This is a genomic window from Streptomyces sp. NPDC006997 (genome assembly GCF_040635175.1).
Lineage (GTDB): Bacteria > Actinomycetota > Actinomycetes > Streptomycetales > Streptomycetaceae > Streptomyces.
On sequence record NZ_JBEYHH010000005.1, the window covers coordinates 201,646 to 227,299 of the forward strand.

The following is a 25,654-nucleotide window of genomic DNA, read 5'->3' on the forward strand; positions in this document are numbered from 1 at the left end:
GATGTGCCTGGGCATCCCCGGCCGGATCGTCGACGTCCGCGAGGACGCGGGCCTGCGCACGGGAACGGTCGACTTCGGCGGGGTGCGCCGCGAGGTGTGCCTCGCCTACACCCCGGAGGCGGGGGTGGGGGCGTACGTCGTCGTCCACGTCGGGTTCGCCATCGCGCGGGTCGACGAGGCCGAGGCGGAGCGCACCCTGGAGGTGCTGCGGGCCATGGCGGACGCGGTCACCGGCGAGCTGGGCGAGCCGCTGCCCCGCCGGGGCGGCGACGGGGGCTGACGGGGCCAGGGGCCCGGATGGGGCCGATCGGCCCTGTTGGCGCGGGGGCGGGCGCGATGTACTTGAAGTGACGGGAAGGACCCGGCACAGACGCGGAGAAGCGGTCATCCCCCGGCCGCGCACCGCGCAATTCGGATCCGCGAGAAGCGGGTGAGTCCTTCCCGTCGCCCCGTGCCCGCGCCCTCCCGGCGCGTACGGGAGCCCCTCCCCCGGCAGGGCCGAACGACCCGGCTTCGGGGCCCTGCGGCCCGTGGTCCGCGGGCGGTGTCCGGGCCGACGCTGGTAGGAGCAGTTCCATGACATCCGCACGGCACTCACACGGCACCCGCACGGAGGGGGAGTCCGATGTCAGACCGCCGCACCGCCGCCGTACTGGACCGGGCCGGACTCGACGCCCTGGTCCGGGTGCTGCGCGCGCGGGGACACACGGTCGTCGGACCGACCGTGCGGGACGCCGCCGTCGTCCTCGCGGAGATCACCTCGGCGGACGAGCTGCCGTTCGGCTGGGGCACCGAGGTCGAGGCGGGCCGCTACCGGCTGGTGCCGCGGGCGGACGGCGCGGTCTTCGCGCACACCACAGGACCGCAGTCGTGGAAGTCGTTCCTGCACCCCGAGCGGGAGAAGCTGTGGAGCGCCGACCGCGCGGCGGACGGGGAGCTGACGTTCACCGAGGAGACACCGGCGCGGCCGTCGTACGCCTTCCTGGGCGTACGCCCCTGTGACCTGCGGGCGATCGCGGTCCAGGACCGGGTGCTGGCCGGGGGCCGCTACGAGGACCGCGGCTACGCGGCCCGGCGCACCGGCGCCTTCCTGGTGGCCGCCGAGTGCACGGAGCCCGGCGCGACCTGCTTCTGCGTCTCCATGGGCGGCGGTCCCGGCGCCGACGAGGGCTTCGACCTCGCGCTGACCGAACTGGTCGACGCGGCGGGCCACCGCTTCCTCGTCCGCGTCGGCAGCGACGCCGGGGAGGCCGTCCTCGCCGACGTCCCGCACCGGGAGGCCGACGAGGACACGCGCGCCGCCGCCCGGGGCGCCGTGGCCGCCGCCCGGGAGCGGATGGGCCGCGCCATGCCGCCGGTGGACCTGCGCGCGCTGCTCGGCGACAGCCTGACAGCCGACCGCTGGGACGACGTCGCCGCCCGCTGTCTGACCTGCGGGAACTGCACCATGGTCTGCCCGACCTGCTTCTGCGTCACCACCGAGGAGGTCACCGACCTCACCGGGGCGCACGCCGAGCGGTGGCAGCGCTGGGACTCCTGCTTCGACCTCGACTTCAGCCGACTGCACGGCGGCCCCGTGCGGTCCTCGGGCCGCAGCCGCTACCGGCAGTGGCTCACCCACAAGCTCGCCACCTGGTACGAGCAGTTCGGCAGCTCCGGCTGTGTGGGCTGCGGGCGCTGCGTCGCCTGGTGCCCGGTCGGCATCGACCTCACCGAGGAGGCCGCGGCGCTGTGCGAGGAGCGCACCGCCCGGTCCCGGCCCGAGACCCTTGAGGAGTCGCCACGATGACCGCCACCACCCTCGCCGCCGCCCTGCCCGCCGAGCATCGCGCCCGGCTGACGGAGACCGCCCGCGAGGTCTCCTTCGAGTCGGGCGCCCGGCTGTTCGAGGAGGGACAGCGCGCCGACCGGTTCTGGATCGTCCGCACCGGCACCGTGGACCTCGACCTGTCGGTGCCGGGCCGCCGTCCGGTCGTCATCGAGTCGCTGGGCCACGGGGAGCTCGTGGGCTGGTCCTGGCACTTCCCGCCGTACTGGTGGCAGCTGGGCGCGGAGGCGCAGAGCCCGGTGCGGGCCTGGGAGTTCGACGCGGAGACGGTACGGGCCATGTGCGCGCGGGACCCGGAGTTCGGCCGCGCGGTCGCGACCTGGGTCGGCCGGGTGGTCACCGACCGGCTGCACGCCGCCCGGCTCCGGCTGCTCGACCTGTACGCCCCGCACGGCACCCGGGGCCGGGCATGACCGCCGCCCCGCTGCCCTACCGGGTGACCGCGGTACGGCGGGAGACGTCCGACACGGTCAGCGTCACGCTGGTCCCGGCGGGCGCGGCGGTGCTGGCGCCGTTCGCGCCGGGGCAGTTCGCGATGGTGTACGCCTTCGGGGTGGGCGAGATCCCGGTGTCGGTGTCCCGGATCGACCGCAGCGAGCTGACGTACACGGTCCGCCTGGTCGGCGCGGTGTCGGCGGCGCTGTGCGGGGTGCGGCCCGGTGACCTGATCGGGCTGCGCGGTCCCTTCGGCACCGGCTGGGACCTGCGCCGGGCCCGTGGCCAGGACGTCCTGGTCGTGGCGGGCGGCATCGGGCTCGCGCCGCTGCGCCCCCTGCTGACCGCCGCCCTCGCCACGCCCCGGGACTTCGGGCGGCTGAACCTGCTCGTCGGCGCCCGCACCGCCCACGACCTGCCGTACGCCCGTCAGCTGCGGGGCTGGACGGCCGCGCGGAGCCCGCTGCGCTGCGCGGTCACCGTGGACCGCCCCTCCCCCGGCTGGCCCGCCCGCGTCGGGGTCGTCACCGAACTGCTCGGCGAGGCCCGGTTCACGCCCGGGAACACCACGGCGTACGTGTGCGGTCCCGAGGTGATGATCCGGGTGACGGCGCGGGCGCTGTGCGGTCTGGGGATGCCCGCCGACCGGATCCGGGTTTCGCTGGAACGGAACATGCGCTGCGCCACGGGGCACTGCGGCCACTGCCAGCTGGGCGGTGTGCTGCTGTGCCAGGAGGGTCCGGTGATCGGCTGGGACCGGGCCGAGGACCTGTTGTCCGTACGGGAGCTGTGATCCGCCGCCGCTGAAGGAGGTGCGCGACCGTGTCCGTCCCCACTCTCGCCGTGTTCAAGCTGGCGTCCTGCGACGGCTGCCAGCTCACCCTGCTGGACTGCGAGGACGAGCTGCTCGCCCTCGCGGGCCGGGTACGGATCGCGCACTTCCTGGAGGCGTCCAGCGCGGTGGAGCCCGGCCCGTACGACCTCGGCCTGGTGGAGGGCTCCGTCACCACCGCGGCGGACGCCGAGCGGGTCCGGGAGATCCGCGCGCAGTGCCGGGTGCTGGTGACGATCGGCGCCTGCGCGACCGCCGGCGGCATCCAGGCGCTGCGGAACTTCGCCGACGTGGCGGAGTTCGCGCGCGCCGTGTACGCGCGGCCCGACTACCTCGACACCCTCGCCGAGTCGACCCCCGTCTCGGCCCATGTCGACGTGGACTTCGAGCTGCGCGGCTGCCCCGTCGACCGCGGCCAGCTGCTGGAGGTCGTCACCGCGTTCCTGGCCGGGCGCAAGCCGGACGTGCCCGACCACAGCGTGTGCTTCGCCTGCAAGCGGCGCGGCGTCGTCTGCGTCACCGTCGCCCGGGGCGAGCCCTGCCTGGGCCCGGTGACGCACGCCGGGTGCGGGGCGATCTGCCCGGCGTACGGCCGCGGCTGCTACGGCTGCTTCGGCCCGTCGGGGTCCGCGAACCTGCCCGCGCTGCTGCCGCTGCTGCGCCGCGACGGCCTCGGGGACCGCGAGGTCGGGCGGCTGCTGCGCACCTTCAACGCCACCGCGTTCGACCGGCTCCCCCGGGGGGAGTCCGCCGGCGAGGGGGAGGAGGCACGGACATGACCCACCGAGGCTCCCGGGTGCTGCGCGTCGGGTCGCTGGCCCGCGTGGAGGGTGAGGGCACCCTCGTGCTGCGGGTGGCGGACGGCCTCGTCGAGGAGGCGTCGCTGAGCATCTACGAACCGCCCCGGTTCTTCGAGGCGTTCCTGCGCGGCCGGGCGCACACCGAGCCGCCCGACATCACCGCCCGGGTCTGCGGGATCTGCCCGGTGGCGTACCAGATGAGCGCCTGCCAGGCGATCGAGGACGCCTGCGGGGTGACCGTCGAGCGGCCGGTGCGGGAGCTGCGGCGGCTGCTGTACTGCGGCGAGTGGATCGAGAGCCACGCCCTGCACATCCATCTGCTGCACGCCCCGGACTTCCTCGGCTGTGACAGCGCGGTCGAGCTGGCCCGCACCGAGCGGGCCGCCGTGGAGCGGGGGCTGCGGCTGAAGCAGGCGGGCAACGCGCTCATGGAGCTGCTCGGCGGCCGTGCCATCCACCCCGTCAACGTGCGGGTGGGGGGCTTCCACCGGGCGCCGACCCGGGCCGAGCTGCGTCCGCTGGCGGAGCGGCTGCGCCGGGCCGCCGACGACGCCTGGGACACCGTGCGCTGGGTGGCGGGCTTCGACTTCCCCGACGCGGAGGCCGACGCCGACTTCCTGGCGCTGGCCGCGCCGGGCACGTACGCCGTGGAGCGGGGCACGCCGACGGTGCTGCGCGCGGACGGGGCGCGGGCCGACTTCCCGCTCTCCGCGTTCCTGGACCACGTCCGCGAGGAGCAGGTGCCGCGCTCCACCGCGCTGCACTCGCGGCTCGACGGGCGCCGCCACCTCACCGGGCCGCTCGCCCGGTACGCGGTCAGCGGGCCGTCGCTGTCGGCCACCGCCCTCCAGGCGGCCGGCGCGGCCGGGCTCGGGGACCCGCGGCGGGGCGTGGTGTGCCGCAACCCGTACCGGTCGGTCCTGGTGCGGGCCGTGGAGGTGGTGTACGCGGTGGACGAGGCGCTGCGCCTGATCGCCGGGTACGAGCCGCCCGCCCGCCCCTGCGTCGACGTGCCGCCGGTCGCCGGGACCGGGCACGGGGCGACGGAGGCGCCACGCGGTGTGCTCTACCACCGCTACCGGCTGGACGGCGACGGCACCGTCACGGACGCCCGGATCGTGCCGCCGACCGCGCAGAACCAGGGCGCCATCGAGGACGACCTGGTGCGGGTCGCCGGGGCGGCCGTCGCGCGGGGCGGGGTGGGCGACGCGGAGCTGGCGCGGCTGTGTGAGCGGGCGGTGCGCAACCACGATCCGTGCATCTCCTGCGCCACCCACTTCCTGGACCTGACCGTCGTCCACGGGGAGACGGGAGGATGAGGCGGGGTGAAGTACCTCGACGAGTACCGTGACCCGGCCGTCGCCCGGCGGCTGCTGGACGAGCTGCGCGGTACCGCGACGCGGCCGTGGCGGATCATGGAGGTGTGCGGCGGCCAGACCCACACCCTGGTCCGGCAGGGCATCGACGAACTGCTGCCCGCCGGGATGCGGATGATCCACGGCCCCGGCTGCCCGGTGTGCGTGACCCCGCTGGAGACCCTGGACCGGGCGATGGCCATCGCGGCGCGGCCCGGGGTGGTCCTCACCAGCTTCGGCGACATGCTGCGGGTGCCGGGCACCGGGACCGACCTGCTGTCGCTGCGGGCGCGCGGCGCCGACGTGCGAGTGGTCTACACGCCGATGGACGCCGTCCGGCTGGCCGCCGCCCGCCCGGACCGCGAGGTGGTGTTCCTGGCCGTCGGCTTCGAGACCACCGCGCCCGCCAACGCCATGGCGGTGCTGCACGCCGCCCGCCTGGGGCTCGCCAACTTCTCGCTGCTGGTCAGCCATGTGCTGGTGCCGCCCGCGATGACGGCACTGCTCGACGACCCCGACTGCGAGGTGCAGGCGTTCCTCGCGGCGGGGCACGTGTGCGCGGTGATGGGCTGGCGGGAGTACGAGCCGATCGCCGCCCGCTACCGGGTGCCGATCGTGGTCACCGGGTTCGAGCCGCTGGACCTGCTGGAGGGCATCCTGATGGCCGTCCGGCAGCTGGAGTCGGGCCGCTGCGCGGTGGAGAACCAGTACGTACGGGCCGTACGGCGGTCCGGGAACACCGCGGCGCGCGACGCCGTCGCCACCGTCTTCCGCGTCACCGACCGGGCCTGGCGCGGACTGGGCGAGCTGCCCGGCAGCGGGCTCGAACTGCGCCCGCCCTACGACCGCTTCGACGCCGCCCGGCGCTTCGCCGTGGACGGCCTGCACCCGGCGGAGGACCCGGAGTGCGTCGCCGGGGCCGTGCTCACCGGCGCCACGTTGCCCACGGACTGCCCGGCGTACGGCACCCGGTGCACGCCCCGCCATCCCCTCGGCGCGCCGATGGTGTCGGCCGAGGGCACCTGCGCCGCCTTCCACGCGGCCGGACGCCAGAGGGAGGTGCCGTCGCCATGACCGCCGTCTGCCCGACCCCGCACCACGAGGACGACGTCGTCCTGCTCGGCCACGGGGCCGGGGGACGGCTGACCGCGGAGCTGCTGGAGAGCCTGGTGCTGCCCGCGCTGGACGGGCAGGGCGGGCCGCTGGAGGACGCCGCGCTGCTGCCCGGCCATCCGGACCTGGTGGTCAGCACGGACAGCTTCGTGGTCAGCCCGCTGTTCTTCCCCGGCGGCGACATCGGCAGCCTCGCGGTGCACGGCACGGTCAACGACGTCGCCATGCGCGGGGCCCGGCCGGTCGCCCTGTCGGTGGCGCTGATCGTGGAGGAGGGGCTGCCACTGCCCGAACTGCGCCGGGTGGTGAGGTCGCTGGGGGCGGCGGCGCGGGCGGCGGGGGTGCCGGTGGTGACCGGGGACACCAAGGTGGTGGGGCGGGGCGCGGTGGACCGGGTCTTCGTCAACACCACCGGTGTCGGGCAACGGCACCCGGGTCTGCGGCCGTCGGCGGCGCTGGCCCGGCCCGGCGACGCGGTGCTGCTGTCGGGTCCGGTGGGGCTGCACGGCACCACGGTGCTGTCGACGCGGGAGGGCCTGGGCTTCGAGAGCGACATCGCCTCGGACAGCCGCCCCCTGCACCGGCTGGTGGCCGCGCTCGCACCGTTCGGGGAGCGGGTGCACACGCTGCGCGACCCGACCCGGGGCGGACTCGCCGCCGCGCTCAACGAGATCGCCCGGGACTCCGGCGTCGCGGTCGAGGTCGACGAGGACGCCGTGCCCGTGCCGGACGCGGTCCGCTCGGCCTGCGACCTGCTCGGCCTCGACCCGCTCGTCGTCGCCAACGAGGGCTGCATGGTGGCGTTCGTCGCCCCGTCCGCGGCGGACTCCGCCCTGGCCGCGCTGCGGAGGCTCCCCGAGGGCGCGGAAGCGGTCCGGATCGGCGAGGTGGCGTCCGGCGGCCCGGAGGGCCGGGTGACCCTGCGCACGCTGGTGGGCGCCCGACGCGTGGTGGACATGCCACTCGGCGAGCTGCTGCCGCGTATCTGCTGAGGCGGCTGCCGGCTCGCACGCGCGATCGACCGTCGTCCGGGGCCCCGTGGGAGGAGCCCCGTGCGGGGAAACGGCAGCCCAGGGACCGCACCCGGCTCACCGACGGGGGCGCTGTCGTTCGAGGCGGAGTTCGACCTGCGGGCGGCGGGTACGTGGGACGAGTCGAAGCAGACGGAGACGACCACGGTGTGCGCCTACCGCGGGGTGGGGTGCATCCTGACCTGACCCCGCGCGTCCAGGAGAACGAGATCGTCAAGGTCACCTCGCCGCACGACAACCCGGTGACCCATGGCAACCTCTGCGTCAAGGGACGCTTCGGCTACCAGCACGTGCAGAACCGGGACCGACGGGACTAATGGGGCTGATGGGGACATGGGACGAGTCACGGAACGACGCAAGGTGATCCGGATCCGGGACGGCGCGGTCTCCACCCGCCCGGACACCCTCGTCGCCGAGGAGCCCCTGGAGATCCGGCTGAACGGCAGACCCCTCGCGATCACCATGCGCACCCCGGGCGACGACTTCGCGCTCGCGGCCGGGTTCCTGGTCAGCGAGGGCGTGCTGGCGTACGCCTCCGACCTGCGGAACATCGTGTACTGCGCGGGGGCGACGGCCGACGGTTCGAACACGTACAACGTGGTGGACGTGACGACCGCGCCCGGCGTCGAGATCCCCGACCTGACCCTGGAGCGGAACGTCTACACGACGTCGTCGTGCGGGCTGTGCGGCAAGGCCAGCCTGGACGCGGTGCGCACGACCGCGCGCTGGCCCATCGACGACACTCCCCCGGTGCGGCTCGCACCCGAGCTGCTCGCCAGCCTCCCCGACCGGCTGCGCGCCGCCCAGCGCGTCTTCGACCGCACCGGGGGGCTGCACGCGGCGGCGCTGTTCACCGAGGACGGCGAGCTGGTCGACGTACGCGAGGACGTGGGGCGGCACAACGCCGTCGACAAGCTGGTGGGGCGGGCCCTGCAGGACGGGCGGCTGCCGCTGTCCCGGACGGTGCTGCTGGTGTCGGGGCGGGCCTCGTTCGAGCTGGCGCAGAAGGCGGTGATGGCCGGGATCCCGGTGCTGGCGGCGGTGTCGGCGCCGTCGTCGCTGGCGGTGGACCTGGCGGCGGAGACCGGGCTGACCCTGGTGGGGTTCCTGCGGGGCAGCTCCATGAACGTGTACGCGGGTGAGGCCCGGCTCGCCCTGCGGGCCGCGGCCACCCAGGGCTGACGGTTCCCCGCGGCACGGCCGCGGGACCCCGACCGGCGGGGGGCGCCCCTGCGCCACAGGGGTCCCGTCCCCCGGCCCGGGCCCGGGGGACGGGCACTTCCGGACCCGGTCTCACACCCCCGCGCGCTCCCGGACCCGCGTTCACCCTGCTCGTGGCCCCGCGGACGCCGGGCACCCGTGGCCCCGCGGACGCCGCGCACCCGTGCGCACGCTCCCGGGCCCGCGAGCGCGTCCCCGTCCGCGAGCTGCTGCTAGGACGCGTCCGCGATCCGGGCCAGCATCCCGGTGAACCGTTCCCGCTCGGCCGCCGTCAGCGGGCCGAGCAGCGCGTCGTTCGCCTCCCCCGCGGCGCGCTCGCAGCGGACCAGCAGCCGGGCGCCCTCCGCGGTGAGGGTGACGGCGTTCTTGCGCCGGTCGCGGGGGTCCGGGGCGCGGACGACGAGGCCCGCGGACTGCAGGTCGTCCAGGACGCCGACGAGGTCCTTGGCGTCGAGGCGGACCCGGCGGCCGAGGTCGGCCTGGGCGACGGGGGCGAGATCGCGCACGGCGAGCAGCACCACGTGGTGCCAGACCCTCAGCCCCTCGGCGGCCAGCGCGTCGGCCATCAGGGTGCGGCCCCGGGCGGCGGCCCGGGAGAGCAGCCAGCTGGGCAGCGCCCGTATCGCGGGCGGCGGGCCTTCTGACAGGGCTTCTGACATGGCAACACTCTAGGCCGAGATTCGTTGGACTTCCCTACGATTACCTGCTAATCGTTGGGATCCCCAACGAACCCCTGGAGGTGCGGTCGATGCGTCGCCCAGCCCTGAAGGGCAGGTCACACCGGCCGTCTAGCCGTCACACCCGTCTGCGAGCCACTCTCACCGCGGCCGTCGTCACCGCCGCCGCGGGCCTCCTGCCGGGCACCGCCGAGGCCCGGCCGACCGGCGCCCAGGCGGCGCCCTTCGACCACCAGGTCCTCTTCCGCGCCGACCGCGACCCCGGCGGCTACGCCTGTTTCCGGATCCCCGCGATCGTGCGCACCAACGACGACACCCTGCTGGCCTTCGCCGAGGGGCGGGTCCTCAACTGCGGCGACGCGACCGACATCGACATCGTCCTCAAGCGCTCCACCGACGGCGGGCGCACCTGGGGCCCGATGCAGGTCATCAACGACGGCAACGGCGACACCCACGGCAACCCGGCGCCGGTCGTGGACCGCGAGACCGGCCGGATCCTGCTCGCCCAGACCTACAACACCGGCCGCGCGGACAGCGCGCACTGCGCCATCCCCTGCGACCGGGCGCCCTGGCTCCAGTACAGCGACGACGACGGCCGCACCTGGTCCAAGCCGCGCGACCTGAGCGCCGAGCTGCTGCCCGCGCACTGGAACTCGTGGTTCGCCACCGGCCCCGTGCACGGCGTCCAGCTCACCCGGGGCGCGCACGCGGGCCGTCTGGTGCTCGGCGTCAACGCCGAGACGTTCAGCGGCGGCCGCGTCACCACCAACCACGCGGCGCTGGTGATCAGCGACGACGGCGGCGAGCACTGGCGGATCGGCGCCACCGACTCCTACCCGGTCGCCGCCGACGGCACCTTCCGGCAGAAGCCCTCCGAGGTCACCCCGGCCGAGCTGCCCGACGGCACGCTCCTGGTCAGCAGCCGCGACGAGGAGGGCACCGACCTCGGCCACCGCTCCCAGACCCTCAGCCGGGACGGCGGCGAGAGCTTCAGCACCCCCTTCACGGGACTGCCCGACCTCTACACGCCGGAGGTGCAGGGCGCCCTGCTCAGCCTGGACGACCGGGTCCTGCTGTCGGCCCCCGGCGACCCGGACCGCCGCCGGACGATGATGCTGCGCTCCTCCCACGACGGCGGGCGCACCTGGGACAGCGCGGACCGGGGCACGGTCGTCGCCCGGGACTGGGCGGGCTACTCCGACCTGGTGGACGTCGACGCCGACACCGTGGGCCTGATGTACGAGGGCGGCGCGGTCGACGCCCGCGACGAGATCCGCTTCGTCCGGGTCGCCGAGGACCAGCTCACACCGCCGGGCGGCCCGCGGGCCACCACCGCCGACCACGGCCCGCTCGCCCCCCGGGCCACCGTGCTCGGCAGCCCCGCGACGACCGGGGGCGTGGTGGGCGACGCGCTCGCCTTCGACGGTGCCGACGACGCCGTACGCCTCGCCTACCGCTCCGAACTCGCGCTCGGCACCAGCGACTTCACCGCCTCCCTGTGGTTCCGCTACACCGCGCGGAGCGGGGAGCAGCCGCTGCTGTGGATGGGCGGCATCGGCCTCACCCAGCCGCAGGTGTGGCTGCGCGGCGAGCCCGCGAACGACGTGGTGCGCGGCCTGATCACCACCCGGGAGGGCGCACGGACCGTGCGCACGGCGTACGTCAGCACCGACACCGCGCACAACGACGGCGCGTGGCACCACGTGGCGCTGCGCCGCGGCGGCGGGCGGCTGACGCTGTTCCTGGACGGCGAGGCGGTCAGCACCGAGGACGTGTCCGGCTCGGTCAGCCGCAACTCGCCGTTCGGGGTGCACATCGGGCAGCGGATGGACGGCCGGGCCTTCTTCACCGGCGCGATCGACGAGGTGCGGGTGTGGAACCGGGCGCTGAGTGACGGCGAGATCGGCACCCTGCGCGGCTCGGGCGGCTTCCCGGTCTTCGGCTCGCTGGCGTGGCTGCCCATGGACCAGGTGGCCAGCACCGGCTGACGTCCCGGAGCGTGCCCGGCGACGCGGGAGCACGACAGCGGACGGGAGCCGGGGTCGGCCCGCTGCTGACCCCGGCTCTCGGCGCCGCGCCGCTCACGGCGGCACCGGAGGACGGCGACGGCACCGGACGACGACCCGACGGCGGCGGCTGCGGACCCCGGACCGTCGCCGCCCGCGTCGCACCGCGCTCCCCCGGCTCGACGGGACTCGGCTACGACGTCCACGCGCCGCGCACCGTCGGCGCCCCGGCGGACGTCACCGCCGACGCGTCCCCGTACCGGCCTCGGTCCCTGACGCCGCGGTTGGCACCGGCGCGCTGACCCCGTCCTCGACCGGGTCGCGGGAGCGGCGCTTGGCGATCACCGCGCAGACCATCAGCTGCATCTGGTGGAAGAGCATCAGCGGCAGTACGGCGAGCGATGCCTGCGCCCCGAACAGGACGGTCGCCATGGGCAGCCCGGCGGCCAGGGACTTCTTCGACCCGGCGAACTGGATGGCGATCCGGTCCTCGCGCCCGAACCGCAGCGCCTTGGCGCCGTACCAGGTCAGGGCCAGCATCACGGCCAGCAGCACCGCCTCCGCGACCAGCAGCCCGGCCAGTTGGGCGGGGCTCACCTGGTGCCAGACGCCCTGCACCACGCCCTCGCTGAACGCGGTGTAGACGACCAGCAGGATGGAGCCGCGGTCGACCAGCCCGAGGACCTTCCTGTGCCGGGTGACGAAGGCGCCGAGCCAGCGGCGCGAGAGCTGTCCGGCGACGAACGGCACCAGCAGCTGGAGCACGATCTGGAGCACCGAGTCGGCGGCGAACCCGCCCGCCGCGCTGCCCAGCAGCGAGGCCGCGAGCAGCGGGGTGAGGACGATCCCGGCCAACGAGGAGAAGGAGCCCGCGCAGATCGCCGCGGGCACGTTGCCGCGCGCGATGGAGGTGAAGGCGATCGACGACTGGATGGTGGACGGCACCAGGGTCAGGAAGAGCAGGCCCCTGTAGAGCGGCTCGGTCAGCAGCACCGGCACCAGTCCGCGGGCGGCCAGGCCCAGCACCGGGAAGATGACGAAGGTGCAGGCCAGCACGGTGACGTGGAGCCGCCAGTGCTTCAGCCCGTCCAGCGCCTCCCGGGTGGACAGCCGGATGCCGTAGAGGAAGAACAGCACGGCGATCGCCGCCGTGGACGCCCCGGACGCCACCTCGGCGCCCGTGCCGCGGGCGGGCAGCAGTGCCGCGAGGCCCACCGTCCCGAGCAGCAGCAGGATGTAGGGGTCGACCGGCATCCAGGCCGGCCAGCGCGGGCGCTTCACGGTGCTCCACGGGACTCGGACGTACGGACGGAAGGCGTCCCCGCCCCATCTTGCCCTTCCGCCCACTGATCGGGAATCCGGCATACCACTCTGACTGTCATCACGTTCCGCGATAGCGTGACGGGGTGTACGACCCCTCCCAGCTGCGCACCTTCCTCGCGGTGGCGCAGACGCTGAGCTTCACCCAGGCCGCCCGGCGCCTCGGCCTGCGCCAGTCCACGGTCAGCCAGCACGTACGCCGTCTGGAGGACGCCACGGGGCGGCCGCTGTTCAGCCGGGACACCCACTCGGTGCGGCTGACCGAGGACGGCGAGGCCATGCTGGGCTTCGCGCGCCGGATCCTGGCGGCGCACGAGCAGGCGACGGCGTTCTTCACCGGCACCCGGCTGCGCGGCAGACTGCGCTTCGGTGCCTCGGAGGACTTCGTGCTCACCCGGCTGCCGGAGATCCTGGAGGGCTTCCGGCACGCCCACCCCGAGGTCGACCTGGAGCTGACGGTCGAGCTGTCCGGCACCCTGCACGAGATGCTCGCGGCCGGGAAGCTCGACCTGGTGCTGGCCAAGCGGCGGCCCCAGGACCCGCGCGGTGAGCTGGTCTGGCACGACCGACTGGTGTGGATCGGCGCGGAACGCCTCCGCCTGGACGCCGACCGCCCGGTGCCGCTGATCGTCTACCCGCCACCCGGCATCACCCGCGCGCTCGCCCTGGACGCCCTCCAGCGGCAGGGGCGCCCCTGGCGGATCGCCTGCACCAGCGGCAGCCTGAACGGCCTGGTCGCCGCCGCCCGCGCCGGCCTCGGCGTGATGGCCCACTCGCGCGGGTTCATCCCGCCGGGCCTGGTCCGCGTCCCGGACCGCTTCGGGCTGCCCGAACTCGGCCAGGTCGACTTCGTCCTGGTGTCCGGTCGGCGCCGCCCCACCGACCCCGGCACGGCGGGCGCGGCCGACGCCCTGTCCACGGCGGTCCTGGCCGCGGGCGACCGGCTGCACCGGCCCTGACCACGTCTTACGCGGCGTGGGCATGGTCGTACAGATTCCGTGCAGATTACGCGGCGGGAACTTACTCCGCAGTCACTACTGGGGTAACTTGCAGCGCACTGAGCACGGCGTCGCAAGGGGCGGTACGGGTTTGCGCGAGTTCACCAATCCTCCGGTGGAGCTGCCGCCACCGGTGGGCGGTCTGGCCGATGTCGTCTTCGAGCACGCCCACACCGACCCGCACGCCGTCGCGCTCGGCCGCAAGGACGAGACCGGTCGGTGGCGGGACGTCACCTCCGCCGAGTTCCGCGACGAGGTGCTCGCGCTGGCCAAGGGACTGCTCGCGCGGGGCGTACGGTTCGGCGACCGGGTCGCGATCATGTCCCGCACCCGCTACGAGTGGACGCTGTTCGACTTCGCGCTGTGGGCGATCGGCGCCCAGGTGGTGCCGGTGTACCCGACGTCCTCGGCGGAACAGTGCTTCTGGACGCTGTACGACGCCGAGGTCACGGCGGCCGTGGTGGAGCACGAGGACCACGCGATGACCATCGCCACCGTCATCGACCGGCTGCCCGCGCTGCGCGAGCTGTGGCAGCTCGACTCGGGCGCGGTGCGCGAGCTGTACGACGCGGGCGCCCACCTGGACGACGAGGTGGTGCACCGGCACCGCAGGGCGGTCACCCCCGACTCCGTCGCCACCGTCATCTACACCTCGGGCACCACCGGCCGCCCCAAGGGCTGTGTCCTCTCGCACGGCAACTTCATGTGGGAGGCGGACACCGTCATCGAACGCTGGGAGCCGGTGTTCCACTCCCGCCGGGGCGACGAGGCGGCCACCCTGCTCTTCCTGCCGCTCGCCCACGTCTTCGGCCGGATGGTGGAGGTGGCGGCGATCCGCGGCCGGGTCCGCTTCGGCCACCAGCCGCAGCTCAACGCCGCCGCGCTGCTGCCCGACCTGGCCGCGTTCCGGCCGACGTTCATCCTGGCGGTGCCGTACATCTTCGAGAAGGTCTTCGCCGCGGCCCGCCGCAAGGCGGAGAAGGAGGGCCGCTCGGGGGCCTTCGAGAAGGCCGTCGACGTCGCGGTGCGGTACGCGGAGGCCGTGGAGGAGCGGGCCTGGGGCACCGGGCCCGGGCCGTCGGCGGCACTGCGGCTCCAGCACCAGTTCTTCGACAAGGTCGTCTACGCCAAGGTGCGCGCCGCGATGGGCGGCCGGATCCGCAACGCGATGTCGGGCGGCTCCGCCATGGACCGGCGGCTCGGCCTGTTCTTCGCGGGCGCGGGCGTGCAGGTCTACGAGGGCTACGGCCTGACCGAGTCCACGGCCGCCGCCACCGCCAACCCGCCCGACCGCACCCGCTACGGCACCGTCGGACAGCCGATCCCCGGCGCGAGCGTGCACATCGCCGACGACAACGAGATCTGGCTGCGCGGCCCCCACGTCTTCCAGGGCTACCTCAACAACCCCAAGGCCACCGACGCCTCCCTGCACGAGGGCTGGCTGGCCACCGGTGACCTGGGCTTCCTCGACGACGACGGCTACCTCACCATCACCGGCCGCAAGAAGGAGATCCTGGTGACCTCCGGCGGCAAGAGCGTCTCCCCCGGTCCGCTGGAGGAGCGGGTACGGGACCACCCGCTGGTCAACCAGTGCGTCCTGGTCGGCAACGACCGGCCGTACGTCGCCGCCCTGGTCACCCTCGACTACGAGGCCGTCGAGCACTGGCTCCAGATGCGCGCCAAGCCCCGGCTGCCCGACCTCGAACTGGCGCGCGACGCGGATCTGCAGACGGAGGTGCGGCGCGCGGTGGTCGCCGCCAACACCCTGGTCTCCCAGGCGGAGCAGATCCGCACCTTCCGCATCATCGCCCAGCCCTTCACCGAGGAGCACGGCCTGCTCACCCCGTCCCTGAAGCTGAAGCGCAAGGCGATCGAGAACGCGTACGCGGACGTGGTGGAGGCGCTCTACCGGGGCTGAATCCCGCCGTCAGGAATGCGGTCGCGCCCGTGATCGTTGACGATGTGCGTACCACCTGACGACAACCGTAAGGATCACGAGCTCGTGAGCAGCAAGGTCCCCCCGATCATCCTCAACAACGGCGTCGAGATGCCCCAGCTGGGCTACGGCGTCTGGCAGGTGCCGGACACCGACGCGGAGCAGGCGGTGGGCACGGCGCTGGCGGCCGGGTACCGCAGCATCGACACGGCGGCGGCCTACGGCAACGAGGAGGGCACCGGCAAGGCCCTCGCGGCATCCGGCATCCCGCGCGAGGAACTGTTCGTCACCACCAAGCTCTGGAACACCGACCACGGGTACGACGCCACGCTGCGCGCCTTCGACACCTCGCTGCGCAAGCTGGGCCTGGAGTACCTGGACCTGTACCTGATCCACTGGCCCATGCCGTCCCAGGGCACCTACGTCGACACCTACAAGGCGTTCGAGAAGCTGCACGCCGACGGCCTGATCCGGGCCATCGGCGTCTCCAACTTCCTCCCCGAGCACCTGAAGCGGCTGATCGAGGAGACCTCGGTCATCCCGGCGGTCAACCAGATCGAGCTGCACCCGCACCTCCAGCAGCACGCCTCCCGGGAGTACCACGCGGAGCAGGGCATCGCCACGGAGGCGTGGTCGCCGCTCGGCCAGGGCAAGGGCCTCCTGGAGGTCCCGGCGATCGTCGCCATCGCGCGCAAGCACGGCCGGACCCCGGCCCAGATCGTGCTGCGCTGGCACATCCAGCTGGGCACCGTGGTCATCCCGAAGTCGGTGACGCCGTCGCGGATCAAGGAGAACATCGACGTCTTCGACTTCAGCCTGGACGACGAGGACCTGGCCGCGATCAGCGCCCTCAACGAGGACCGCCGCATCGGCCCGGACCCGGCCACCTTCGGCTGACCTCCGACGCCCTCGTGCGCCCCGGGACCGCTCCGGTCCACGGGGCGCACGCGTCAGTTGGCCTGTCCGACCGGCCGTACGACGACGGTGTCGACGTCGACGCCCGCGGGCTGCCGCATCGCCCAGGAGTGCCACCGGAGAGCCGGTCATGTCGCCCCCTTGGTGGTGACGAACCCCTGGCGTCCACCACGTGGAGCGCTCTCCAGGTCAAGGGCCTACCGCGGCGGGGCGTCGATGCGGGTCGCCGTGTGGACCGTGCGGGCGGTCAGGAAGAAGACGTCCCGGCGGTGGTGCAGGCTCGCCCGGTCGTCGGGGTCGAGGAGCCGGTCGAGGGTGGCGGTGTCGGTGGCGTCGAGCCGGTCGGCGCACGCCTCGCGGACCCGGGTGAGGGTGCTGACCAGGCAGGCGCGGGCCCGGTCGGTGGCCGGGGGCGGGACGTCGAGCAGGAAGCTGCGGGTGCCGGTGGGCCGCAGACCGGCCGCGGCCAGCAGGTCGGGCCAGTCCTCGGGCACGTCCACGGCGCCGGGCAGGGCGGCGCGCATCTCGGCGAACCAGTCCGCCCGCGCCACGTCAAGGCGGTCCTGGAAGCCGGGGCGCCCGATGCCGGTGTCACGCGGCAGGAACCGCACCGGCAGACCGCCCTCCAGCACCGCCAGCGTGCCGCCGGGCGCGAGCCGCGCGGCGAGGGCGGTGAGCCCGGCACGCTGGTCGCCGAGGTGGTGCAGGCTGTTGCTGGCCCAGATCAGGTCGGCCGGGTACTCCAGGTCGTCGAGGACGCCGGGCAGTTCACCGGCGAGCACGCTGAACCGGTCGGCCACCCCCCGCTTCTCCGCCCGGTCCAGGGCACGCTCAAGGAGCGGCTGGGCGGCGTCGACCGCGACGACCCGGGCGCCGGGGAACGCCTCGGCGAGCAGGGCCGAGATCACCCCGGGTCCGCTGCCCGCGTCGACGACCAGACCCGGCTCGGTCTGCTTCTTGCCGAGCCAGGCCAGCGCCCGCTCGTACAGCGGTGTGTACAGCTCGGCCTCGGCTTCCAGGTGCGGGGCCAGCGCGGCCCAGTCCAGGTCGCCGTGGTCGTGGGAATGCCCGTGCCCGTGCCTGTCGTCGCCGTGATCGTGATCGTGCGCCATGGGTGCCAGCCTCTCCTGCGGATGCCGTCAGCGTGCTCCGACGCACCGCGGGGAGGCAAGTCGTGTTGCCGGGTCGGCAAACGACGGGATGGTCCGCCGGACCGGGCGCGACGGGACCCGGACCGGCGGACCTGCACCGTCACCGCATTACGACAGCGGCGGGTACGCGTTCTGCATCAGCTGCTGGAACTGGGCGGAGAACCACTTCCCGGAGATCGGCGCGTCGGGCAGGGCGCCGGTCAGGTTGTGGCCGTTGCGCGGCGTGCCGGTGAACGTCGGGTCGCACATCTGGTCGAAGCCCTTGCCCTCGTCGTTCGGGATCGCCTCGCTGGAACCGTCGGACTCACCCGGCGGCTTCATCCAGACGTAGGCGTCGATCCCGGCCGCGGGGCTGGCCTGCGGGCGTTCGCCCAGGCCCGCTCCGGCCTGGTTGCACCAGTTGCCGATGTGGATCCGGCGGTCGTAGCGGCCACCGTCGACGTAGGTGTCCACGCTGGTCGTGGCCCCCGGGCCGGCGGGCCGGGCGCTGCCGCCCCAGCCGTTGCGGGAGGTGTCGATCAGCATCCCGATGTCGCTGTTGAAGCCGACCGAGACCAGCTGGTTGCGGAAGCCCTGGGCGAAGGACTGCTCGTCCACGTAGCGGTTCCAGTCCACCCAGCTCGACTGGCGGACGGAGGTGCCGTTCACCGTGGAGTCGATGGTGAAGTTCTCCTCCTTCAGGGCGCTGTAGTTGGCCGTGTTGGTGATGAAGCCGTGCACGTCGTCGACGGTCGCGCCCTCGGCGGTCGCGGCCTCCTTGAACAGCTGCGCGGACGGGGCGAAGTTGTCGTCCCAGCCGATCCAGCCGTGGTGCCCGGCGTCGACGTAGTTGTAGACGTTGCCCGCGTCGGCGAGCTTGTTGAGGGCGTAGCCGACCCCCTTGACGTAGTTGCCGTTGGCCTTCATCACGTCGCACTCGGGGGTGGCCGTCTCACGGCTGCCGGTGTTGGTGACGAGGTTGGGCAGGGAGTCGATCTCGACCGTGGTGACGATCCGGAGGTCCGCGTACTTCGGGTCGGCGAGGATCGCGGCGATCGGGTCGATGTACTCGGTCTTGTACCGGTCGATCTCGGTCGGGCCGAGCTCGCCGTTGGAGGCGAGGGCGGAGCAGTCCCGGCCGGGCAGGTTGTAGATGACCAGCTGGATGACGAGTTCGCCGGAGCCCTTCTGGACCAGCGCCTCGTCGAGGTGGTCCCGCAGCCCCATGCCGCCGTTGACGCCTTCGATGGCGGCGATGCGGTCCAGCCACACGCCGGTCGGCTGGTTGGCGACCCGGCTGCCGCCCGGTTCGGCGGCGGCGTTCGCGGACCACTCGGGGTTCACGTACACCTGGGCGCCGTCGTACGGGTTGTCGACCCGGTCACCGGTGCCGCCGCCCGGGTCCGGGTCCGGGTCGCCGCCACCGCCGTCGCCGTCGTCGACGTTGCAGGTGACGCCGTCCAGCGTGAACGTGGCCGGGACCGCGTTGCTGCCGCTGTAGGTGCCCTGGAAGCCGAAGGTGGCCGAACCACCCGTGGACAGCGTGCCGTTGTAGGACTCGTTGGCCGCGGTGACGTCGGCGCCGCTCTGGGTGACGCGGGCGTTCCAGGCGTTGGTGACGCGCTGGTTGCCCGCGTACGACCACTTCACGGACCAGTTGTTCTTGGCGGCGCCGTTGTTGGTGACGGTGACGGAGGCGGTGAAGCCGCTGCCCCAGTCGTTCTGCACCTGGTAGTCGACGGTGCAGGGGACGGCGGCGGCGCCGAGGTCGCCGGGAACGGCCGCGAGGGCGGTTCCCGTGCTCCCGGCGACCAGGGCCAGCGCCGCGAGCAGCGCTGTTCTGGTGCTGGTGGTACGGCTCATCGGTGCGGGTTTCCTCTCGTGGGGGTGATCCGTCGAGGGCACGCCGAAGCGTGCGGCCCGGTGCCGTCGCGCGAGTAAAAGACCTGAACGCGGGGGGTGTCGCATGGAACGACTCCTGGCACTACGGGCACGGCCTGACGGACGTGTCGACGTGTGGAACCGCTCCCACTGGTGACGGCGAAGGTAGCGCCAAGTCACGGTAAAGAACAGGGGGGTTGCTTGACTTTTTGGAGTCGAATCTCGTCGAAGTTTTTCGACTCTTCAAACATCTTGACCCGTCAGGCACCCATCTCCACTATGGGAGCGCTCCCACTGGTTCAAGCCTTGACTTCGTCGAGCCGCAAGGAGGAACCAGCACCATGCTCCCCAGAAGCAGACGCCGCGCCACACGGCGGCTATGGACGGCCCTCGTCGCCGCCTTCGCGGTGCCGTTGTCGCTGCTGGCCGCCAACCCGACACCCGCTCAGGCGGCGGCGGTCCAGTGCAGTGTCGACTACAAGACCAACGACTGGGGTTCCGGTTTCACCGCGGACCTGACGATCACCAACCGGGGTTCCGACGCCATCGACGGCTGGACCCTGACGTACGCCTACTCCGGCAACCAGCGGCTGACCAACGGCTGGAACGGGACCTGGTCCCAGTCCGGCCAGACGATCACCGTCCGCAACGCCTCGTACAACGGCCGGATCGCGGCCGGGGCGGCGGTGTCGACCGGCGGCCAGTTCACCTACAGCGGCAGCAACGCCGCCCCGACCGCGTTCGCGGTCAACGGCGTCAACTGCGTCGGCGCGCACCAGCCGCCGATCACGGTGCTGACCAGCCCGGCGCCGGGCGCGGTCTACTCGCAGGGCGACGCCGTCCCGCTGGCGGCCACCGCCGCGGCGGCCGACGGCGCGACCATCTCCAAGGTCGAGTTCTACGACGACACCACGCTGCTCGGCACCGACACCAGCGCGCCGTACTCGCTCTCGGCCTCGAACCTGGCCGTGGGCAGCCACTCGCTGCTGGCGAAGGCGTACGACAGCCTGGGCGCGACCGGCGAGTCGACCCCGGTCGGCGTCACCGTCGCCTCCGGACCGGCCGTGGTGGCCAGCCCCTCCCAGCTGCCGGTGCGGCAGGGCGAGTCGGGCACGTACGAGGTGAAGCTGTCGACGCAGCCGTCCGCCAACGTGACGGTGACGACGGCGCGCACCGACGGCAACACCGGTCTGTCCGTGACCGGGGGCGCCACGCTCACGTTCACCCCGTCCAACTGGAGTACCGCGCAGGAGGTGACCATCACCGCGGACTCCTCCGGCACCGGCGCGGCGACCTTCGAGTCGACGGCGGCCGGTCACTCCAAGGCGACGGTGACGGTGACCCAGATCGCCGGGGCGAAGGAGTACGACGCCCGGTTCCTGGAGCTGTACGGGAAGATCACCGACCCGGCGAACGGCTACTTCTCCCCGGAGGGCATCCCGTACCACTCGGTGGAGACGCTGATCGTCGAGGCGCCGGACCACGGCCACGAGACCACGTCGGAGGCGTACAGCTATCTGATCTGGCTCCAGGCCATGTACGGCAAGGTGACCGGCGACTGGACCAAGTTCAACGGCGCCTGGGAAACCATGGAGAAGTACATGATCCCGACGCACGCGGACCAGGCGACGAACTCCTTCTACAACGCCTCGAAGCCCGCGACCTACGCGCCGGAGTGGGACCTGCCCAGCCAGTACCCGTCGCAGCTGGACACCGGTGTCTCGGTGGGACCGGACCCGATCGCCAGTGAGCTGAAGTCGGCGTACGGCACGGACGACGTCTACGGGATGCACTGGCTCCAGGACGTCGACAACGTCTACGGCTACGGCAACTCGCCCGGCAAGTGCGAGGCGGGGCCGTCGGACACCGGACCGTCGTACATCAACACCTTCCAGCGCGGTCCGCAGGAGTCGGTGTGGGAGACGGTGCCGCAGCCCACCTGTGACGCCTTCAAGTACGGCGGCACCAACGGCTACCTGGACCTGTTCACCAAGGACGCGTCCTACGCCAAGCAGTGGAAGTTCACCAACGCCCCGGACGCCGACGCGCGCGCCGTGCAGGCCGCGTACTGGGCGGACCTCTGGGCCGAGGAGCAGGGCAACGGCAGCGCGGTGGCCGGTACCGTCGCCAAGGCCGCCAAGATGGGCGACTACCTGCGCTACGCCATGTACGACAAGTACTTCAAGAAGATCGGCAACTGCACGAGTCCCAGCTGCCCGGCGGGCACCGGCAAGGACTCCTCGCACTACCTGCTGTCCTGGTACTACGCCTGGGGCGGCGCGACCGACTCCTCGGCGGGCTGGGCCTGGCGGATCGGCTCCAGCCACGCGCACGGCGGCTACCAGAACCCCATGGCCGCCTACGCGCTCGCCAACTACCCGGACCTGAAGCCGAAGTCGGCGACCGGTCAGGCGGACTGGGCCAAGTCCACCACCCGCCAGGTGGAGTTCTACCGCTGGCTCCAGTCGGCGGAGGGCGCCATCGCGGGCGGCGCGACCAACAGCTGGGCGGGCCGGTACGCCACTCCCCCGTCCGGTACGCCGACCTTCTACGGCATGTACTACGACGAGAAGCCGGTGTACCACGACCCGCCGTCCAACCAGTGGTTCGGCTTCCAGGCCTGGTCCATGGAGCGGGTCGCGGAGCTGTACCAGCAGACCGGCAACGCCATGGCCAAGACGGTCCTGGACAAGTGGGTCGACTGGGCGCTGTCGGAGACCACCGTCAACCCGGACGGCACCTTCCTCATCCCGTCGACGCTCCAGTGGTCGGGCGCGCCCGACACCTGGAACGCCTCCAGCCCCGGCGCCAACAACAGCCTCCACGTCACCGTCGCCGACTACACCAACGACGTCGGTGTGGCCGCCGCGTACGCCAAGACCCTGACGTACTACGCGGACCGCTCCGGTGACACCGAGGCGGCCCGGGTGGCGAAGGCGCTGCTGGACGGCATGTGGGAGCACAACCAGGACGCGCTCGGCATCGCCGTCCCGGAGACCCGCACCGACTACAACCGCTTCGACGACGCGGTGTACGTGCCGAGCGGCTGGACCGGCACCATGCCGAACGGCGACGCGATCAACTCCTCGTCGACGTTCGCGTCGATCCGCACCTTCTACGAGGACGACCCGTCCTGGTCGAAGATCGAGAGCTACCTGGCGGGCGGTGCCGCGCCCACCTTCACGTACCACCGGTTCTGGGCCCAGGCGGACATCGCCCTGGCCATGGGCTCGTACGCGGAGCTGCTCGAATAGTCCCCGCTGAAGGCTCCGCGTACCAGGTCCCGTCGTCGCACTCACGTCGTCCGCCCGCCGGGCGGGCGGGAGTTCGACGACAGGGCCAAGGTCCCGCCACCTGACGGCGGGACCCTCCAAAGGCCGGGCGGTCCCCTCCCGCACTGGGGACCGTCCGGCCCTCGCGCGCTCCCTGACGGAACGACCGCAACGGAACGACCGGACAGGAAGGAACTCCCCACCGTGCGAAGAACCCGCATCCTCACGGCCGTACTGGCGCTCGCCGCCGGTCTGCTCGCGGGCACCCCGCCCGTCCTGGCGGCGGAGGCGCCGCAGCCGACGGCGCGGCTCGCCGCCGACACCTACACCTGGCACAACGCCCGCGTCGACGGGGGCGGCTTCGTCCCCGGCATCGTCTTCAACCGCGAGGAACGGAACCTCGCCTACGCCCGGACCGACATCGGCGGCGCCTACCGCTGGCAGCAGTCGACGAAGAGCTGGACGCCGCTGCTCGACTCGGTCGGCTGGGACGACTGGGGCCACACCGGCGTGGCCAGCATCGCCACCGACTCCGTCGACCCGGACCGGGTCTACGCGGCCGTCGGCACGTACACCAACGACTGGGACCCCGGGAACGGGGCGGTGCTGCGCTCCGCGGACCGGGGCGCGAGCTGGCAGAAGGCCGCGCTGCCGTTCAAGCTGGGCGGCAACATGCCCGGCCGGGGCATGGGCGAACGGCTCGCGATCGACCCGAACCGCAACAGCGTGCTGTACCTCGGCGCGCCCAGCGGCAAGGGCCTGTGGCGGTCCACGGACTCGGGCGCGACCTGGTCGCAGGTCACCAGCTTCCCGAACCCCGGCAACTACGCCCAGGACCCCGGCGACACCAGCGGCTACGCCTCCGACAACCAGGGCGTCGTCTGGGTGACCTTCGACGAGTCGACGGGCACCGCCGGGAACGCCACCCGGACGATCTACGTCGGCGTGGCCGACAAGGACAACGCGGTGTACCGCTCGACGGACGCGGGCGCGACCTGGTCGCGGGTCGCGGGCCAGCCGACCGGCTACCTCCCGCACAAGGGCGTCCTGGACGCCGACGACGGCCACCTGTACCTCGCGTACAGCGACAAGGGCGGCCCCTACGACGGCGGCAAGGGCCAGCTGTGGCGGTACACCACCGCCACCGGCGCCTGGACCGACATCAGCCCGGTCGCGGAGGCCGACACCTACTACGGCTTCAGCGGGCTGACCGTCGACCGGCAACACCCCGGCACCCTGATGGCGACGGCCTACAGCTCCTGGTGGCCGGACACCCAGATCTTCCGCTCCACCGACAGCGGCGCGACGTGGTCCAAGGCGTGGGACTACACGTCGTACCCCAACCGGTCCAACCGCTACACCATGGACGTCTCGTCCTCCCCCTGGCTGACCTGGGGCGCCAACCCCGCGCCGCCCGAGGAGACCCCGAAACTGGGCTGGATGACCGAGGCGATGGAGATCGACCCGTTCGACTCCGACCGCATGATGTACGGCACCGGCGCCACGATCTACGGCACCGAGAACCTCACCAACTGGGACGACGGCAGCCAGTTCACCATCAGGCCGATGGTGCGCGGGCTGGAGGAGACGGCCGTGCTCGACCTGGCCTCTCCCCCGTCCGGCGCCCCGCTGCTCAGCGCCCTCGGGGACGTCGGCGGCTTCCGGCACACGGACCTCACCGAGGTCCCGCCGATGATGTACACCCAGCCCAACTTCACCTCCACCACCAGCCTGGACTTCGCCGAGTCCCACCCGGACACGGTGGTCCGGACCGGCAACCTCGACTCCGGCCCGCACGTCGCCTTCTCCACCGACAACGGTGCCAACTGGTTCGCGGGCACCGACCCCTCCGGCGTCAGCGGCGGCGGCACGGTCGCGGCGGCGGCTGACGGGAGCCGGTTCGTGTGGAGCCCGGAGGGCGCGGGCGTCCACCACACCACCGGCTTCGGCACCTCGTGGTCGGCGTCCAGCGGCATCCCGGCGGGCGCGGTCGTCGAGTCCGACCGGGTCGACCCGCGCACCTTCTACGGCTTCAAGTCCGGGACGTTCTACGTCTCCACGGACGGCGGCGCGACCTTCACCGCCTCCGCCGCGACCGGCCTGCCCGGCGGGGACAGCGTCCGCTTCAAGGCGCTGCCCGGCGCCAAGGGCGACGTCTGGCTGGCGGGCGGCGAGGAGGGCGGCACCTACGGACTGTGGCACTCCACCAACGGCGGCGCCAGCTTCACCCAGCTGTCGAACGTCGCCGAGGCCGACACCATCGGCTTCGGCAAGGCGGCCCCGGGCGCCTCGTACCAGACGCTCTACACCAGCGCCGAGATCGGCGGCGTCCGCGGCATCTTCCGCTCCACCGACCAGGGCGCCAGCTGGACCCGCATCAACGACGACGCCCACCAGTGGGGCTGGACCGGCGCGGCCATCACCGGTGACCCGCGCGTCTACGGGCGGGTGTACGTGTCCACGAACGGGCGCGGCATCATCTACGGCGACAGCTCCGACACCGGCGGCACGGACCCGGATCCCGACCCGGACCCGGAGCCCACCGGCGCCTGCGCGGTGACGTACCAGGTCACCAACCAGTGGTCGGGCGGCTTCCAGGCGGACGTGAGACTGACCAACACCGGGACGGCGCCCTGGTCCGGCTGGTCGCTGACCTGGACGTTCCCGCAGGGCCAGACGGTGACGCAGATGTGGAACGCCGAGCACACCCAGTCGGGTGCGGCGGTGACGGCGAGGAACGTCGCCTGGAACGCCAACGTGGCGGCGGGCTCCTCGGTGAGCTTCGGCTTCACGGGCGACTGGGACCAGTCGAACCCGCAACCGGCGGCGTTCAAGCTGGGCGACCAGAGCTGCTCCGTCGGCTGACCGGCGTGAGCGCGAGATGAAGAGGGGGGCGCGTGCCTG

20 protein-coding genes and 1 pseudogene are annotated in these 25,654 nt (G+C 73.1%); 17 read left to right on the forward strand and 4 right to left on the reverse strand.

Annotation, left to right across the window (positions count from 1 at the left end):
• Position 1: 1 nt before the first annotated feature.
• The 10 genes and pseudogenes from ABZ659_RS07030 to fdhD all read left to right on the forward strand — a co-directional run bounded on the left by ABZ659_RS07030 (position 2) and on the right by fdhD (position 8,576).
• Entirely contained in the window at positions 2-280 is a 279-nt protein-coding gene (locus tag ABZ659_RS07030; RefSeq protein WP_360214488.1) for a HypC/HybG/HupF family hydrogenase formation chaperone, read from the forward strand.
• Positions 281-625: 345 nt separating this feature from the next.
• Positions 626-1,789 carry a 4Fe-4S dicluster domain-containing protein gene (locus tag ABZ659_RS07035; RefSeq protein ID WP_360214309.1) on the forward strand — a complete coding sequence of 388 codons (1,164 nt, stop codon included), beginning with the start codon at positions 626-628 and terminating at the stop codon, positions 1,787-1,789.
• Complete coding sequence (locus ABZ659_RS07040; RefSeq protein WP_360214311.1) at positions 1,786-2,241, forward strand: cyclic nucleotide-binding domain-containing protein; 456 nt, start codon at positions 1,786-1,788, stop codon at positions 2,239-2,241. Before ABZ659_RS07035 ends, ABZ659_RS07040 begins: the two co-directional genes overlap by 4 nt.
• Positions 2,238-3,056, forward strand: a complete 819-nt coding sequence (locus tag ABZ659_RS07045) for an FAD/NAD(P)-binding protein (RefSeq protein ID WP_360214313.1) — start codon at positions 2,238-2,240, stop codon at positions 3,054-3,056. The genes ABZ659_RS07040 and ABZ659_RS07045 overlap by 4 nt, the downstream gene beginning before the upstream one ends.
• Positions 3,057-3,085: 29 nt before the next feature.
• Positions 3,086-3,874: an oxidoreductase gene (locus tag ABZ659_RS07050; protein ID WP_360214315.1), complete on the forward strand. Its 789-nt coding sequence runs from the start codon at positions 3,086-3,088 to the stop codon at positions 3,872-3,874.
• On the forward strand, positions 3,871-5,214 hold the full coding sequence (locus ABZ659_RS07055; protein ID WP_360214317.1) for a nickel-dependent hydrogenase large subunit: 1,344 nt from the start codon (positions 3,871-3,873) through the stop codon (positions 5,212-5,214). Before ABZ659_RS07050 ends, ABZ659_RS07055 begins: the two co-directional genes overlap by 4 nt.
• Before the next feature lie 6 nt (positions 5,215-5,220).
• Positions 5,221-6,324 carry a hydrogenase formation protein HypD gene (gene hypD / locus ABZ659_RS07060; RefSeq protein ID WP_360214319.1) on the forward strand — a complete coding sequence of 368 codons (1,104 nt, stop codon included), beginning with the start codon at positions 5,221-5,223 and terminating at the stop codon, positions 6,322-6,324.
• Positions 6,321-7,355, forward strand: a complete 1,035-nt coding sequence (gene hypE / locus ABZ659_RS07065; RefSeq protein WP_360214321.1) for a hydrogenase expression/formation protein HypE — start codon at positions 6,321-6,323, stop codon at positions 7,353-7,355. The genes hypD and hypE overlap by 4 nt, the downstream gene beginning before the upstream one ends.
• 99 nt (positions 7,356-7,454) lie before the next feature.
• Positions 7,455-7,711 (forward strand): annotated as a pseudogene (locus ABZ659_RS07070) (Fe-S-binding domain-containing protein); the annotation flags it as partial.
• 16 nt (positions 7,712-7,727) lie between these two features.
• Complete coding sequence (gene fdhD, locus ABZ659_RS07075) at positions 7,728-8,576, forward strand: formate dehydrogenase accessory sulfurtransferase FdhD (protein ID WP_360214323.1); 849 nt, start codon at positions 7,728-7,730, stop codon at positions 8,574-8,576.
• A 251-nt stretch (positions 8,577-8,827) separates the two neighbouring features.
• Here fdhD and ABZ659_RS07080 read toward each other — a convergent pair whose 3' ends face one another.
• On the reverse strand, positions 8,828-9,262 hold the full coding sequence (locus ABZ659_RS07080) for a MarR family transcriptional regulator (protein ID WP_360214490.1): 435 nt from the start codon (positions 9,260-9,262) through the stop codon (positions 8,828-8,830).
• A 101-nt stretch (positions 9,263-9,363) separates the two neighbouring features.
• Here ABZ659_RS07080 and ABZ659_RS07085 point away from each other — a divergent pair, with 101 nt between their 5' ends.
• Positions 9,364-11,280 (forward strand): sialidase family protein, encoded by a 1,917-nt coding sequence (locus ABZ659_RS07085; RefSeq protein WP_360214325.1) that lies wholly within the window; start codon positions 9,364-9,366, stop codon positions 11,278-11,280.
• 11 nt (positions 11,281-11,291) lie between these two features.
• Positions 11,292-11,600 carry a hypothetical protein gene (locus ABZ659_RS07090; protein WP_360214327.1) on the forward strand — a complete coding sequence of 103 codons (309 nt, stop codon included), beginning with the start codon at positions 11,292-11,294 and terminating at the stop codon, positions 11,598-11,600.
• Here ABZ659_RS07090 and ABZ659_RS07095 read toward each other — a convergent pair.
• Positions 11,536-12,552, reverse strand: coding sequence for a bile acid:sodium symporter family protein (locus ABZ659_RS07095; RefSeq protein WP_360214492.1), 1,017 nt, complete (start codon positions 12,550-12,552; stop codon positions 11,536-11,538). The two genes, ABZ659_RS07090 and ABZ659_RS07095, sit on opposite strands and share 65 nt — an antisense overlap.
• A gap of 152 nt (positions 12,553-12,704) precedes the next feature.
• Between ABZ659_RS07095 and ABZ659_RS07100 the strand changes: the two genes are divergently transcribed.
• From ABZ659_RS07100 to ABZ659_RS07110, 3 genes are all read left to right on the forward strand, one after another.
• The gene (locus tag ABZ659_RS07100) at positions 12,705-13,577 is read left to right on the forward strand and encodes a LysR substrate-binding domain-containing protein (RefSeq protein ID WP_360214329.1); all 873 of its coding nucleotides are present in this window, start codon (positions 12,705-12,707) and stop codon (positions 13,575-13,577) included.
• 130 nt (positions 13,578-13,707) lie between these two features.
• Positions 13,708-15,534: an AMP-dependent synthetase/ligase gene (locus tag ABZ659_RS07105; protein WP_360214331.1), complete on the forward strand. Its 1,827-nt coding sequence runs from the start codon at positions 13,708-13,710 to the stop codon at positions 15,532-15,534.
• Between the two features lie 84 nt (positions 15,535-15,618).
• Entirely contained in the window at positions 15,619-16,449 is an 831-nt protein-coding gene (locus tag ABZ659_RS07110) for an aldo/keto reductase (protein ID WP_360214333.1), read from the forward strand.
• A 215-nt stretch (positions 16,450-16,664) separates the two neighbouring features.
• Here ABZ659_RS07110 and ABZ659_RS07115 read toward each other — a convergent pair whose 3' ends face one another.
• Both ABZ659_RS07115 and ABZ659_RS07120 read right to left on the reverse strand, forming a co-directional pair.
• Positions 16,665-17,579, reverse strand: a complete 915-nt coding sequence (locus ABZ659_RS07115; RefSeq protein ID WP_360214335.1) for a class I SAM-dependent methyltransferase — start codon at positions 17,577-17,579, stop codon at positions 16,665-16,667.
• 147 nt (positions 17,580-17,726) lie between these two features.
• Positions 17,727-19,460: a glycoside hydrolase family 6 protein gene (locus tag ABZ659_RS07120; RefSeq protein WP_360214337.1), complete on the reverse strand. Its 1,734-nt coding sequence runs from the start codon at positions 19,458-19,460 to the stop codon at positions 17,727-17,729.
• A 359-nt stretch (positions 19,461-19,819) separates the two neighbouring features.
• On the opposite strand from ABZ659_RS07120, the gene ABZ659_RS07125 reads away from it, so the two are divergent.
• Positions 19,820-22,732: a glycoside hydrolase family 48 protein gene (locus ABZ659_RS07125; RefSeq protein ID WP_360214339.1), complete on the forward strand. Its 2,913-nt coding sequence runs from the start codon at positions 19,820-19,822 to the stop codon at positions 22,730-22,732.
• A 222-nt stretch (positions 22,733-22,954) separates the two neighbouring features.
• On the forward strand, positions 22,955-25,615 hold the full coding sequence (locus ABZ659_RS07130) for a cellulose binding domain-containing protein (protein WP_360214341.1): 2,661 nt from the start codon (positions 22,955-22,957) through the stop codon (positions 25,613-25,615).
• The last annotated feature ends 39 nt before the right edge of the window (positions 25,616-25,654 follow it).

Coding starts and splice junctions, on each gene's coding strand:
- fdhD (WP_360214323.1), top strand. CDS start 7,728: ATGGGACGAGTCACGGAACGACGCAAGGTGATCCGGATCCGGGACGGC.
- ABZ659_RS07095 (WP_360214492.1), bottom strand. CDS start 12,552: ATGCCGGTCGACCCCTACATCCTGCTGCTGCTCGGGACGGTGGGCCTC.
- ABZ659_RS07085 (WP_360214325.1), top strand. CDS start 9,364: ATGCGTCGCCCAGCCCTGAAGGGCAGGTCACACCGGCCGTCTAGCCGT.
- ABZ659_RS07125 (WP_360214339.1), top strand. CDS start 19,820: ATGCTCCCCAGAAGCAGACGCCGCGCCACACGGCGGCTATGGACGGCC.
- ABZ659_RS07040 (WP_360214311.1), top strand. CDS start 1,786: ATGACCGCCACCACCCTCGCCGCCGCCCTGCCCGCCGAGCATCGCGCC.
- hypE (WP_360214321.1), top strand. CDS start 6,321: ATGACCGCCGTCTGCCCGACCCCGCACCACGAGGACGACGTCGTCCTG.
- ABZ659_RS07055 (WP_360214317.1), top strand. CDS start 3,871: ATGACCCACCGAGGCTCCCGGGTGCTGCGCGTCGGGTCGCTGGCCCGC.
- ABZ659_RS07030 (WP_360214488.1), top strand. CDS start 2: ATGTGCCTGGGCATCCCCGGCCGGATCGTCGACGTCCGCGAGGACGCG.
- ABZ659_RS07035 (WP_360214309.1), top strand. CDS start 626: ATGTCAGACCGCCGCACCGCCGCCGTACTGGACCGGGCCGGACTCGAC.
- ABZ659_RS07120 (WP_360214337.1), bottom strand. CDS start 19,460: ATGAGCCGTACCACCAGCACCAGAACAGCGCTGCTCGCGGCGCTGGCC.
- ABZ659_RS07045 (WP_360214313.1), top strand. CDS start 2,238: ATGACCGCCGCCCCGCTGCCCTACCGGGTGACCGCGGTACGGCGGGAG.
- ABZ659_RS07115 (WP_360214335.1), bottom strand. CDS start 17,579: ATGGCGCACGATCACGATCACGGCGACGACAGGCACGGGCACGGGCAT.